Source organism: Shewanella holmiensis (assembly GCF_025370255.1).
GTDB classification, from domain to species: domain Bacteria; phylum Pseudomonadota; class Gammaproteobacteria; order Enterobacterales; family Shewanellaceae; genus Shewanella; species Shewanella holmiensis.
The window spans coordinates 25,149-39,004 of sequence record NZ_JAMTCD010000015.1 but is presented as its reverse complement, the minus strand read 5'-3'; the positions used below and the strand labels follow the sequence as shown (position 1 = coordinate 39,004).

Genomic DNA, 13,856 nt, shown 5'->3' with positions numbered 1-13,856 from the left:
GATCCTATGTCGAATTTTGCTAAAGACTCTAGTGCCATTACAGTAACTAACCTCATAAAAACAGTGGTAACTCAAGAAGGTGAGCTTACTATCCTCAAGGGCATCAACATGGATGTCAAGCAAGGAGATAGTGTTGCAATTTTAGGACCGTCTGGATCTGGCAAGTCAACGTTACTCGGGCTACTTGCCGCACTAGATACACCTACATCGGGTGAAATATTATTAGCTGGCTCGGCGTTGTCAGGTCTCAATGAAGAGCAAAAAGCAGCGCTGCGAAAAAAGAAAGTCAGCTTCATTTTTCAATCATTTATGCTAGTTGATACCTTAACGGCTCTCGAAAATGTCATGTTGCCAGCAGAATTGGCCGGTGTTAAAGATGCCAAACAAAAAGCTCAAAATATGCTTGAACGTGTCGGATTAAGCCACAGGTTGACCCATTTACCTAAGCAATTATCAGGCGGTGAGCAACAAAGGGTGGCCATTGCGCGCGCCTTTATTTGTGAGCCCAAAGTACTTTTTGCTGATGAACCCACAGGTAATTTAGATAGTGTAAATGGCGACAAAATTGCTGACATGTTATTTGCGTTAAACCAAGAAAGCGACACCACACTAGTCTTGGTTACCCATGATTTACAATTAGCAAAACGCTGTAAGCGCCAGTTTGTAATGGACAGTGGCCTGCTTACCGAAGCCAATAACACCCAAGCTAAAACCATTAATCAACCTTTGATGACAGAGGAGATGAGTTAATGGAGTGGCAATTAGCATGGCGCCTTTTCAAACGAGAATTAGCCCAAGGTCAGTTACTGCTTATTGTGTTGGCTATAACCCTTGCCGTGTTATCTGTGAGTGGTTTAGCGCGCGTCAGTGAGCGCTTACAGGTAGCGATTAACGGTGAAGCAGCTACCTTTATCGCGGCTGATCGCATCATAAATTCTCCTGTGGCGGTTGATCCTAAATTATTGGCAATCGCCGATGAGTTAAGCCTTAAGCATGTTACTAATATGCAATTTAACTCTATGGTCTATGCCGGTGATAAATTTCAATTAGTGACCATTAAAGCGGTGGGTGAGGCTTACCCTTTAAAAGGTAAAATTGAATTATCGAGCGGTGAAACCTCAGCATTACCCTCCAAGGGCGAAGCCTGGTATGAAAATCGTTTAGGCGGATTGTTAGGTTACCCAAAGTCTTTAGAATTAGGGAATAGCATTTTAACCCTATCAGCTGAAATTAGCCGCTTACCCGACGGCGGTTTTAATCCCTTTGCATCGGCGCCTGTGTTACTGATGCGCCTTGATGATGTTAATGCAACCGGCATTATTCAACCAGGTAGTCGGGTCAGTTATATTTATCAATTCACAGGAGATACAGACGCGTTAGCCGAATTTGAACAACAGGCGAAGCCTTTACTCAATAACAGTCAGCGATGGGTAGATGTACAGTCTGGTGATTCGCCAATTGCCTCCGCGGTAAAACGTGCGGAACGTTTTTTATTATTAGCCAGTTTACTAGGTATCGCGTTAGCCTGCGCTGCAATAGGTATTGCTGCTCAGCGTTATTGTCAGCGCCATTATGATGTTGTGGCCATGCTAAAAACCTTTGGCGCATCAGCTAAACAAATCCGATTATTGTTTGGCTTGCATTTGATGCTGGTGACGTTACTTGGGATTGTGCTGGGACTATTGGGTGGTTTATTACTTGATTTAGCGATAACCCAATTCTTGCCACCTGAAATCGCGGCTTATTCGCCACCTTATTTACGCCCATTTTTACTGGGAATGTCGACTGGATTAATCAGCGCTTTTATGTTTTCGGCTTATCCACTCATGCGCTTATTAGCTATTCCACCTTTACGGGTATTGCAGCGTCAGCTGGAAGGGTTACAACTGGGGATGTGGCTACATTTGCTACTCAGTTTAGGTGCTATGGCATTATTGGGCTACCTGTACTCAAGAAGTATCGCATTAACCATGACAGTAGTGCTTACAGTATTGTTGCTGGGTTTACTGCTCAGTATTCTTGGGTTTGTGATGATCAGAATGGGCCACAGTGTGGGCATGAAAACCACCAACCCATTACAGTTAGCTTTAGCAGGGCTTCGCCGCAGAGCAAGACAAAACGCGGTTCAGTTGGTCGGCTTTAGTAGTGCTCTGGTATTGCTGCTAACCATATTGGCTTTGCGACAAGACTTACTAAATGAATGGCAAAAACAGTTGCCCGAAGATGCACCTAATTACTTTTTGGTTAATATTGCCCCTGAAGATACCCAACCTTTGCAGCAATTTTTGGATCTACATCAAATACAAGCAACCGATATTTATCCTGTTATCCGCGGGCGATTAACCCACATCAATGGTGAAGAGTTAATTTCAGGTGAGCAACAAGATGCTGGCATGACTGGCCGTGTGGGGATTTCTCGCGAGTTAAATTTAACCTATCGAGATACTTTACCGCCAAATAATCCGATTGTTGAAGGGACGTTTAATCTGGCTGACGATGAAGTGTCTGTTGAGTCTGGTGTGGCAGAGCGACTTGGGTTGGTTTTGAATGATACCATGACATTCAATATTGATAATCAGTCATTTACGGTTAAAGCAACCAGTATTCGTAATGTGCAATGGGAAACATTGCAGCCGAATTTCTTTATGATTTTTAGGCCCAAAGCTCTTGATAAGTTTAACTATACTTCCATGGCCAGTTTTCATTTAGATGATGACAAGCTTAAACAGGCGGGCAGCCAATTGAGTGCTAATGCGGTTGTGCTGCAATTAATCCAACAGTTTCCGACTATTTCAGTGATAGATGTGGGCGCTATGGTTGGACAATTAAGGCAGATTATTGATCAAGTGTCATTATCGCTCAGTCTTGTTTTAGCGCTTGTGCTTTTGGCCAGTGCGTTAGTGTTGATTGCACAAACGGAAGCGGGCATGGCAACAAGGCAGCGGGAGCTGGCGGTGCTGCGAACCTTTGGCGCATCCGGTTGGCTATTGCGTTCAGCAACTGGATTAGAGTTTGCACTACTTGGTGCTATCGCTGGGTTGTTAGCTGTGATCGTGGCAGAGTTTGCGCTTTATATGCTTAAAACGCAGGTGTTTGAATTAGTGGTTTATATGCATTGGCCCTGGTGGATTATTGCTCCGTTATCAGGTGCTGCAGTAGTGTCAATATTAGGCATGTGGCGTTGCCGACAGCTGTTAAACCAATCTTGCAGTGATTTGTTAAAAGCAGGATAAAACAATATTAGGGAGATGCTTTGTCTCTCCCAAATTGTTACTTAACATGTGATTTGGTTAACGTTAAGGCTGATGATCATTTGTGGTTATATGTTGTTGAAGTCAAACCCTTCGGGCCGCGTTTGTTGGTCATTTGTACTGCGTTATCGACTTCTTATGTAGAATAACGACACCACAAAGTCTCTGCTTTGTACAAATGACCAATAATTCGCTGTAAAAATAACCTTGAAAGATAAAAGGCCTTAGGACATATGAAGTCAACGCTTGCAATAGAATGTGCTGAAATATCGATAAAACCCCATTACCCAGTATCGTTTAGCCATTTTAACTTGGATGTTTTTGCAATCTGTTTTGCAATCTTAGATGACACAGTGAATAATCAGCCACATTAATGCTTATGCTATTTAGATTTGAAGGTTTGTTATAAATATGAAATTCAGCCCGTTGGTCGATGAGCTTATTCAATCGCTGCGAATTTTACCTGGTGTTGGTCCCAAATCGGCACAACGCATGGCTTTTCAATTATTAGAGCGTGAGAGAAAAGCCGGTATTAAGCTTGCCGAATCATTACAAAAAGCCATGTCTGAGGTTGGGCATTGCAAAGGATGTAGAACCTTTACTGAACAGGATTTATGCCCGATTTGTGCTAGCCATAAACGAGGTAATGCCGACGTTATTTGTGTGGTTGAAACCCCTGCTGATGTATTAGCGATTGAGGCTGGTGGCCACTTTAATGGTCGTTACTTTGTATTGCTTGGACATTTATCGCCACTGGATGGCATTGGACCTGAAGAGTTAGGATTGGCCTTATTGGAGCAACAATTATCGTCCGATGATGTGCAAGAGCTAATTTTAGCCACCAACCCAACGGTTGAAGGTGATGCCACAGCCCATTTTATTGCCGATATGGCTCGCCGTCATAATGTGGTCATTAGCCGTATTGCCCATGGCGTGCCAGTGGGAGGCGAATTAGAATATGTTGACAGCACGACGTTGGCCTTATCGTTTAATGGGCGCATAAAATTATAACCTTATCGTTCATGCTTAAGTCATCATCACTTAGTGGGTGATGGCTTAAAAAATAAGCAAAAAAACACCTCCCCCTTGAATTGTATTCCCTAAGCCCCATCTCTTGTATATCAAAGCATTTTAAAGTGGTCGCTTTGGCGGTGTTATCAAGTTACCCGCATAAAGTGACTGTTATGTAATACCTCAAAGTACTATCAAGGGAATTATTCATGTCACAACAAGAAACACATGGTTTTCAAACCGAAGTTAAACAGTTACTGCATTTGATGATCCACTCTCTGTATTCAAACAAAGAGATTTTCTTACGTGAATTAGTTTCAAATGCGGCCGATGCGGCGGACAAACTCCGTTACTTAGCCTTAACGGATGATGCCTTATATGAAGGCGATGGTGATTTGCGCGTGCGTATCAGCACCGACACTGAAAAAGGCACAGTGACCATTTCTGATAATGGTATCGGTATGACTCGCGACGGTGTGATTGAGCATTTAGGTACTATTGCTAAATCAGGTACCAAAGAGTTTTTTAGCCATCTTTCTGGTGAAGCGTCTAAAGATTCACAATTAATCGGCCAATTTGGTGTCGGTTTTTACTCAGCATTTATCGTGGCTAAAAAGGTCACTGTTCGCACTCGTGCGGCGGGTAAACCAGCAAATGAAGGCGTATTGTGGGAATCCGAAGGTGAAGGTTCATTTAGCGTAGATAACATCACCAAAAATACCCGCGGTACCGAAATCACCTTGCATTTACGTGATGAAGAAAAAGAGTTTGCTGATGATTATCGTTTACGCTCAATCATTACAAAATATTCAGACCATATTTCTGTACCTGTGCAAATGTTTGAAGAAGGTACTCCTGAATCAGATGGTCCAGACGGTGAAAAAATTCCAGCAACCGAAGGTTTTTGGAAACCAATGAACAAAGCGACTGCGCTTTGGACTCGTAATAAATCAGATATTTCTGATGAAGAATATCAAGAGTTTTACAAGCATATTTCGCACGATTACAGCGATGCATTAAAGTGGTCACATAACCGTGTTGAAGGTAAGCAGGAATATACTAGCTTATTGTATATACCATCAAAAGCGCCGTTTGATATGTTTAACCGCGAACACAAGCACGGATTAAAACTGTTTGTTCAGCGCGTGTTTGTTATGGATGATGCTGAGCAGTTTATGCCGACCTATTTACGTTTTGTAAAAGGCTTAATTGACTCGAAAGATCTGCCATTAAACGTTTCGCGTGAAATTTTACAAGATAACCAAATCACCAAGTCATTACGCACAGCATTAACCAAACGTGTGCTGGGTATGCTTGAAAAGCTAGCTAAAGATGATGCTGAAAAGTATCAGGCTTTTTGGGCTGAGTTTGGTCAGGTGTTAAAAGAAGGTCCTGCTGAAGATTTTGCTAACCGTGAACGTATTGCCAGCCTTCTGCGCTTTGCATCAACTCACGATAATACCGCGGCAACGACTGTATCGTTAGATGCCTACATTGAACGCATGAAAGAAGGGCAGGAAAAGATTTACTATATCGTAGCAGATAGTCATGACGCTGCAGTAAATAGTCCACACCTTGAATTATTGCGTAAAAAAGGCATTGAAGTGTTGTTAATGTCAGAACGTATCGATGAATGGTTAATTAACCATTTAACCGAGTACAAAGGCAAAAAACTGCATTCAGTCACTAAAGGCGATTTAGAGTTAGGTTCATTAGAAGATGAAGCTGACAAAGAAGCCCAAGAAAAAGTGGCTGAAGAGTCTAAAGGCTTAGTTGAGCGTATTAAAGCGGCACTTGATGGCAAAGTGTCTGATGTAAAAGTGACGTCTCGTTTAACCGATACTCCAGCATGTGTGGTAACGGGTGAAGGCGAAATGTCGACCCAAATGATTAAATTAATGCAAGCAGCCGGTCAGCCAGTGCCTGACTCTAAGCCGACATTTGAAATCAACCCAACGCATCCGTTGGTCGAGCGTTTGAACAGCGAACAAGACGAGCAACTGTTTGCTGATTGGTCAAACTTGTTATTACAACAAGCGCAACTTTCAGAGAAAGGCAGTTTAGCTGATCCATCGGCATTCATTAAATTAATGAACCAAATGTTGATGTCGAGCTTTAAATAACACTTGAGCGGATATGAAAGCGGACTACATGTCCGCTTTTTGCACTTTAAGGGGACCTATGGACCATATCATTTCGTTAACTAAAGAAAACATCCAGCAAGTTGTTGATACCTCGATGGAAAAAATGGTGGTATTAACCTTTTTTGCCCAGCAGCAGCCTGAAAGCATGCAAATGCTACAAACACTTACCCAGTTAGCTAACGCACAACAAGGGCGTTTCATTTTGGCATCGGTTGACTGTGAAGCGGAAATGGAAATTGCGCAATATTTTCAAATTCAAAGTTTACCTACCACGCTTGTGTTAGATAAAGGTCGCCCAATTGATGGCTTTGCTGGTGTGCAAGACAGCGTAAGTGTTACCGCGTTACTGGATAAACATTTACCGCCGATGTGGTTACAAGCATTTGAAGACGTTAAAGCACAGTTGGCACAAAGTGAACCATTAACGGCTGAAACACTAACCAACCTAAGTGTAGAACTCAAAGAGATTGCACAACAAGCGGATAAGCTTGCTCAGGTGCAATTAGTGCAGGCGGATGTGTATTTACAATTAAATCTGCTAAGTGATGCAAAAACGATACTGTCGAGCATTGGGTTGGCGGATCAAGACAGCTATTATCAAAATTTAAAAGCTAAACTCGCATTAGCTGAAGATGCTGCTGATACACCTGAAATTCGTGATCTTCAACAACAACTTGAAAGTAATCCTGCAGATATTTCATTATCAATTGATTTAGCTAAAGCACTTAACAAAGCCCAACGTAATGAAGAAGCGTTAGACACGCTTTTTGGTTTTTTACAAAAAGATTTGAATGCAGCCGATGGTAAAGTTAAACAAGTGTTCTTGGAAATATTAACCGCTATGGGGCAGGGCAATGCCTTGGCAAATCAATATCGCCGCAAATTATACACCCTGCTGTATTAAACACGCTTAGCTTCAATTGGGGCGCGCTTATTAGATATAGGTCTAATGGAGTGTGTTTGCCACTATGAATAGTGCGGCAGATATGCGAAAATCGCCGCCCTAAAAAGAATATAATCTTAAAAGAGGACTTTAGAGATGCGCATTATTTTATTAGGTGCCCCAGGTGCCGGTAAAGGTACCCAAGCTCAATTTATTATGGAGCAATATGGTATCCCACAAATCTCTACTGGTGATATGTTGCGTGCTGCGGTTAAAGCGGGAACACCACTTGGTTTAGAAGCCAAGAAGGTAATGGATGCTGGCCAACTAGTTTCAGATGACTTAATCATTGGTTTAGTAAAAGAACGTATCGCACAAGATGACTGTGCTAAAGGCTTCTTACTTGATGGTTTCCCTCGCACAATTCCACAAGCTGATGCAATGGCTGCTAATGGCATTGTGATTGATCACGTGATTGAAATTGACGTGCCAGACGAAGAAATTGTTAAGCGCATGAGTGGTCGTCGTGTTCACTCTGGTTCTGGCCGTGTTTATCACGTTGTATTTAATCCACCAAAAGTGGAAGGTAAAGATGACGTTACCGGTGAAGAATTAGCAATTCGTCCAGATGACGAAGAGTCGACTGTTCGTAAGCGTTTAGGTATCTATCATGAGCAAACTAAGCCATTAGTTGACTATTATGGTAAAGTTGCTGCAGAAGGCCGTACCGAGTACAACAAGTTTGATGGCACTCAAAGTGTAGCCGCCGTAAGCAAGCAATTAGCTGCGGTGCTAAAATAATCACTTCATCAGTGAATAAAAAGCCTGCATTTGCATAACACCGATCAGTTAAGAAACTGATCGGTTGACATCAAAGATGATCCTACGAAAATGACTCCTTCTTTTGAACGGAGTCATTTTTTATGCCAGTCTAAATGGCTTATTGATACTGAACTGCTTGCCGCCCCCGAAGAACTATCTATCTTTCAAAAAGAATTGCCGTTGGAATGGATTGAACAAGCGTTGGAGCTAACCTATAAATCAAGTATTAGGCGCAGAAAACTTCCCGCAGAATTAGTCGTTTGGCTCATCGTTGGCATTGGCCTATACCGAAAGCGTTCCATCGCCGAAGTCTTCTCCACGCTCGACTTAACGTTAGTTGATAAACTGGCAGAAACCGTTGCACCAAGTGCTATCCCGCAAGCCTGACAGCGACTTACAGCCGCTTCCCCTTAAAGTCCTTTTTGATATTATTTCTAAACTGAAGTTCAAGGGGTAACTGATGTTAATCAGACGTGAGTTAATTGTTATCAGCCTCAATCTGTTTTCAACTATCAGCTTTATGCTATCAGCACGCTACAGTCCGGAACCTCAACGGACTGGTATCGTTTTCCCTTCGCTGTATTAATTACTCAGTTTTTGATTACATTTGACTGTCCGCGCGGACACTTTTTCATATAGCGGACAGTTTTAAACCTGTCCGCGGACACTTCTACAGTGTCGAATACTCTACTCTGTTATGTATGTTATTGAAATTAATGAATATGTAATTAGTGGCATGGCTTGTGCTTTGTCTTGGTATATATGTGAGAGGTGTGTTGTTCGCACCGACCGAGGAACCAAGATGATTAAAGATACCAGCAGCCAAGATACGGTTATAGCACCTAAATTAGGCCGTAAACTGCGTTTGCCTTTGATAATAGGTGGCGGTGCAATATTGATGAGTGCATTAGTGTGGGCGAGTTTAGGCCAAGACAGTTCAGTGCGTTCAGTTGATGGTGCCGATTTACGTTTAGCAACCCTGATCCGTGGCACCTTGGTGCGAGATATTGCCACTACAGGGAAAATTGTGGCGGCTAACGCGCCGATTTTATACAGCACTGAAGAAGGTGTGGTGACGCTATTAAGTCAGCCTGGCGATGAAGTGGAACTTGGGCAAGTAGTGGCTAAGATTGACAGCCCACGTTTACAAAGTGAACTGCAACAACAGCAGTCATTACTTGAAGGTATGCAGGGCAGTTTAGAGCGTGCCAAATTAGATGCTCGTCGTGAGCAATTACGCGTTAGCCAGATTTTAGACATGGCCAAAGTAGATTTAGAAGCCGCGGATCGTGAAAGCCGTCGTGGTGATCAATTAATTGAATCGAGTTTAATCAGCAAAATCGATTTTGAAAAAAGCAAAGATGATTTACACAAAGCCAAATTACTACACAAACACGCTCAGCAAGAAGTCGATTTAATGCGCGACACACTGACCTTCGAAATTAAAAATCGCACCCTTGAGGTAGAGCGCCAGGCTCTCGTTGTCAGTGAGTTAACTCGCCAGGCAAATGCCCTCAATATCATCGCCCCTGTTAGCGGCATTATCGGTAATTGGCTGGTGGAGCAAAAAGCGCGTATTGCAGCTAGCCAGCCAATATTAACCGTAGTCGATTTAACCGCCTTTGAAGCCGAACTGGCCGTGCCGGAATCTTATGCCGATGAGCTTGGGCTAGGTATGGATGTTGAGTTGAGTTTTGGCAGCGTCAATGTGGTGGGGCAGTTGTCGTCAATATCACCTGAAGTACGTAACCGTGAAGTCACTGCCAGAGTGCGCTTTGCTGACAGTAATACCTTGTCTTTACGTCAAAATCAGCGTTTGTCAGCCCGAGTATTATTAGAAAACAGACCCAATGTGCTGATGGTCAAACGTGGCGATTTTCTTAATCTTGGCGGTGAAATAGCCTACCAAGTGATCGAGTCTGTTGCGCAGCAAAAAACAGTCAAACTTGGTGTGGGCAGTATGAGCCAGGTGGAAGTGCTTGACGGTGCTGAAGAAGGTGAGGTGTGGGTGATATCAGGCACTGAAAGCTTTAAAAATCAGCCTAAAATTCAGATCAGATAAGCTAATTACTAAAAATTTAACGAGTAAGGGGATCCCATGTCAGTCATACAACGCAAACAGCTTATTGAACTCGCCGCTTTATTTCTTTTGGTCGTGGCAGTGATTTATCGAATTGATAATCATACTGACTGGTTGTCGGTAAGTTTGCACCTAATTGATATGGGCAGCCATTTATCGACTCAACTCTTAAGTGATAGTCACACGGTCAGTATCGATATTGCTATCAGCTCACTTGCCCAAATTAAATTGCTGCTTTAAGTCTTTTTACGCCAGCAGAATAGATGTCGACAGAATTTGAATTAACCGTATTTACATCAACAGTATTGCTCTTAAGCGCCATCAATACTGAGGTGTTACAACCGATTAAACTAAGGAAAGCCAGTATGTTATCCATGAAAAATATCAGTAAAGTATTTAAAACCGATTTAGTTGAAACCCATGCCCTGCGTGACTTTAACCTTGAAGTACAAGAGGGCGAATTTGTGGCGGTAACCGGTCCCTCTGGTTCAGGTAAAACCACCTTTTTGAATATTGCTGGTTTACTTGAAGGTTTTACCTCTGGCGAGTTCAGCCTTGATGGCGTTAATGTGTCGAATTTAAGTGACAACAATAGCGCCAAAGTACGCAATGAAAAAATTGGTTTTATCTTTCAAGGATTCAACCTTATCCCTGATCTTAACTTGGCCGAAAACGTCGAAGTGCCGCTGCGTTATCGCGGTATGAAAGCGAGTGAGCGTAAGCGCCGAGTTGAATCAGCATTAGAACAAGTGGGTTTAGGTGCACGGATGAAGCATTTGCCGACTCAGTTGTCTGGCGGGCAGCAACAAAGGGTCGCGATAGCACGTGCCTTAGCAGGCGAGCCAAGGTTTTTACTCGCCGATGAGCCAACAGGTAACCTAGACAGCTTAATGGCGCGTCAAGTGATGGAACTACTTGAAAATATCAATCAACAAGGCACCACCATTATTATGGTCACCCACGACCCAGAACTTGCCCGCCGTGCCCAGCGCAATATTCAAATTGTTGATGGCCAAGTGTGTGACTTTTCGATGTACCAACAAGCTGCTACGGGCACGCGTTAATCGCATAAGGGGAACACTATGTTTTTTTACTATTGTGATTTAGCGTGGCGAAGTATTCGTAAAACACCCATGTTATCGATGTTAATGGTATTAGCGATTTCGATAGGTATTGGCATTACCATTACAACTTTAAACGTTTATAAAACCATGTCTTACAACCCAGCAGGTGATCGCAGCGAGGTGATTAACTCGGTTCAACTGTGGAGCCAAGGCTTAGATACCTGGGATGATTTTATTTCAAATATCACCTATATGGACGCGATGAACTTACGCAATAACACAGAATTGGGTTTAAAAGCGGCGACGTATCGTACCGGCTTAGCAATGCAGTCAGACAATCTTAAAATTGAACCCGTATTACAAGGCGTGCGGGTAACCGATAGAGACTTTTTTAGGATTTTTTCAGTACCATTTGTTTATGGTAGCTACTGGGATGCCAGCGTTGATTTACGCCCCGCTTATCAAGTGGTCATTAGCCAGAAGTTAAATTTACGCTTTTTTGAAGGTAAAAATAGTGTCGGTAAAACGGTGTTTTTAGACCGTAAGCCATACCAAATTGTTGGGGTGATTGATGACTGGAATCCGCAACCTAAGTACTACGATCCACTTAATGGTGCGTTTAATGATGCAGAAGAGATATTCATTCCGTTCTCGTTAACAGGCCAAGAAGAATTTGATGTGTGGGGCAATACCAGTGGTTGGAAGTTCGAACCCATGCTGACGTATAATGACAGGTTAACATCTGAAAAAGTGTGGATTCAATTTTGGACTGAATTGAATAGCGAAGATGAAAAACAGAGTCTTCAAGGTTGGTTAACTCGCTATGTCGAGCAACAACGCACCATTGGTCGCTTTACGGACACGGCTAAAATCCCAGCGGAAGCTGTGCAAATTAGTGATATTGATAAATGGCTTGAAGATAATGATGTGGTGCCAAAAGATAACAAAATTCTTGTTGGTTTAAGCTTGTTGTTTTTAAGTGTGTGCTTGGTGAATATTCTTGGGCTTTTACTGACCAAATTTCTGAAACGTGCCCCTGAAGTAGGTGTTCGCCGTGCGATTGGTGCCAGTCGTGAACAGATTTTTAGTCAGTACATGGTTGAAGTGGGCATGATTGGTTTTATTGGTGGGGTTGTGGGCTTATTGTGGGCATGGGGATCATTAACCGCATTGCACAGTTATTTTGCAATGGAGCAAAGTGTGACCGGGCTGGATGCCAGTATGTGGATTATTACGCCGTTAATTGCCATTTCTACCGCAGTATTGGCAGGGGTTTATCCTGCTTGGGTGGTGTGCCGCACTAAACCCAGCGTGTATTTAAAAGCCCAATAATGGATTAAATAAGGACTTCACCATGTTACATATCAAACCGATTTTATCCAGTTTAATGCGCAGCAAAAGTGCGCCTATTTTATTGCTGTTACAGATAATTCTATCTGTTGCGATTGTGGCCAATGCTAGCTTTATTATTAACGAGCGTTTGTCGCTAATGCAGCGTGAGTCTGGCTATGCAGAAGATCAAATATTGACGTTCAGTGTGTACAATTTTGACCCGGCTATCGATAACATCAAGCAAAATGAAGTCGATCAACTCATTTTACGCGCCTTGCCAAATGTGATTGACGCCAGTTATAGCAATATGTTGCCGTTAAGCGGCAGTGGCTGGATGGATCGCTGGGTTGACAGCCCTAACGAAGATACCGCTAAAAGTACCCCAGGTTTTGCATTTTATTTAGGTAACGAGCATTTATTGAATGTCATGGGAGCAAAACTGATTGCCGGACGTAATTTTAGCGCTGACGAAATAAATACCAACTTAGGTGACAGTGGCATGCTAGCGTTAGTGTCGCAGCCCTTAGCCAAAGCTTTTTGGGGCGATGAATCGCCATTAGGCAAAACCATGTATCAAGGCGATCAGACTGTCACGGTTGTAGGGGTGGTAGATAAGCTTCAAGGAGCTTGGATCGACCATGAAAACTTTGAATACAGTGTGATCCAAAATATCGATTTTGGTGGTAGCAGTAGTAATAAAACCTATATGGTTCGAGCCTTACCTGAGCACATTCCTGCGTTAGAAGAGGCGATTCGTAAAGCCTTGAATGCTGAAAACCCTAATCGCGTACTGGATAACTTTCAAACCCTGACCGAATTAAAAAGCCTGACTTACAGTAATCATCGTTTAATGGCGACGGTATTGAGCATTATGGTGGTGTTATTGCTGTTAATTACAGCGCTGGGATTAACCGGTATGGTGATGTTTAACATTCAACGTCGCACTAAGCAAATTGGCACACGCCGTGCGCTAGGGGCTAATAAGCGCGATATTATTCAATACTTTATGGTGGAGAATTACCTGATTTGTATTGTCGGCGGCGTCATTGGCGGTATGTTAGCATTAGTGCTGGGTCAGCAATTAATGTCATTGTATAGCTTGCCTATGGTGCCAATGATTTATCCGATTATTTCAGTGATTGGTTTATTGATTGTGACCACGCTGGCAGTAATAGTGCCGGCAGCTAAAGCCGCTAATATTTCACCTGCTATGGCAACGCGCAGCGTGTAATATACAAAACGGGCGCTTGTAGTTAACAATAGCGTGAC

12 protein-coding genes are annotated in these 13,856 nt (G+C 42.9%); all 12 read left to right on the top strand.

The window, feature by feature from the left end:
• Positions 1–6 precede the first annotated feature (6 nt).
• The 12 genes from NE535_RS12145 to NE535_RS12090 all read left to right on the top strand — a co-directional run bounded on the left by NE535_RS12145 (position 7) and on the right by NE535_RS12090 (position 13,818).
• On the top strand, positions 7–750 hold the full coding sequence (locus NE535_RS12145) for an ABC transporter ATP-binding protein (RefSeq protein WP_261298904.1): 744 nt from the start codon (positions 7–9) through the stop codon (positions 748–750).
• Positions 750–3,233, top strand: a complete 2,484-nt coding sequence (locus NE535_RS12140) for an ABC transporter permease (RefSeq protein ID WP_261298903.1) — start codon at positions 750–752, stop codon at positions 3,231–3,233. The genes NE535_RS12145 and NE535_RS12140 overlap by 1 nt, the downstream gene beginning before the upstream one ends.
• 429 nt (positions 3,234–3,662) lie before the next feature.
• Positions 3,663–4,262, top strand: coding sequence for a recombination mediator RecR (recR, locus tag NE535_RS12135; RefSeq protein ID WP_261298902.1), 600 nt, complete (start codon positions 3,663–3,665; stop codon positions 4,260–4,262).
• A 209-nt stretch (positions 4,263–4,471) separates the two neighbouring features.
• Positions 4,472–6,385 (top strand): molecular chaperone HtpG, encoded by a 1,914-nt coding sequence (gene htpG / locus NE535_RS12130; RefSeq protein WP_261298901.1) that lies wholly within the window; start codon positions 4,472–4,474, stop codon positions 6,383–6,385.
• A gap of 58 nt (positions 6,386–6,443) precedes the next feature.
• Positions 6,444–7,310, top strand: a complete 867-nt coding sequence (locus tag NE535_RS12125) for a tetratricopeptide repeat protein (protein ID WP_261298900.1) — start codon at positions 6,444–6,446, stop codon at positions 7,308–7,310.
• Positions 7,311–7,445: 135 nt separating this feature from the next.
• Complete coding sequence (gene adk / locus NE535_RS12120) at positions 7,446–8,090, top strand: adenylate kinase (protein WP_188842916.1); 645 nt, start codon at positions 7,446–7,448, stop codon at positions 8,088–8,090.
• Positions 8,091–8,180: 90 nt separating this feature from the next.
• Complete coding sequence (locus NE535_RS12115; protein ID WP_261298899.1) at positions 8,181–8,498, top strand: transposase domain-containing protein; 318 nt, start codon at positions 8,181–8,183, stop codon at positions 8,496–8,498.
• A 415-nt stretch (positions 8,499–8,913) separates the two neighbouring features.
• Positions 8,914–10,173: an efflux RND transporter periplasmic adaptor subunit gene (locus NE535_RS12110; protein ID WP_261298898.1), complete on the top strand. Its 1,260-nt coding sequence runs from the start codon at positions 8,914–8,916 to the stop codon at positions 10,171–10,173.
• Positions 10,174–10,209: 36 nt separating this feature from the next.
• The gene (locus tag NE535_RS12105; RefSeq protein WP_261298897.1) at positions 10,210–10,431 is read left to right on the top strand and encodes a hypothetical protein; all 222 of its coding nucleotides are present in this window, start codon (positions 10,210–10,212) and stop codon (positions 10,429–10,431) included.
• A gap of 125 nt (positions 10,432–10,556) precedes the next feature.
• Positions 10,557–11,255 (top strand): ABC transporter ATP-binding protein, encoded by a 699-nt coding sequence (locus NE535_RS12100; protein ID WP_226416011.1) that lies wholly within the window; start codon positions 10,557–10,559, stop codon positions 11,253–11,255.
• Between the two features lie 18 nt (positions 11,256–11,273).
• A complete protein-coding gene (locus NE535_RS12095; RefSeq protein ID WP_261298896.1) occupies positions 11,274–12,587 on the top strand; it encodes an ABC transporter permease in 1,314 nt (437 codons plus the stop codon).
• A 22-nt stretch (positions 12,588–12,609) separates the two neighbouring features.
• Positions 12,610–13,818: an FtsX-like permease family protein gene (locus tag NE535_RS12090; protein WP_261298895.1), complete on the top strand. Its 1,209-nt coding sequence runs from the start codon at positions 12,610–12,612 to the stop codon at positions 13,816–13,818.
• Positions 13,819–13,856 lie beyond the last annotated feature (38 nt).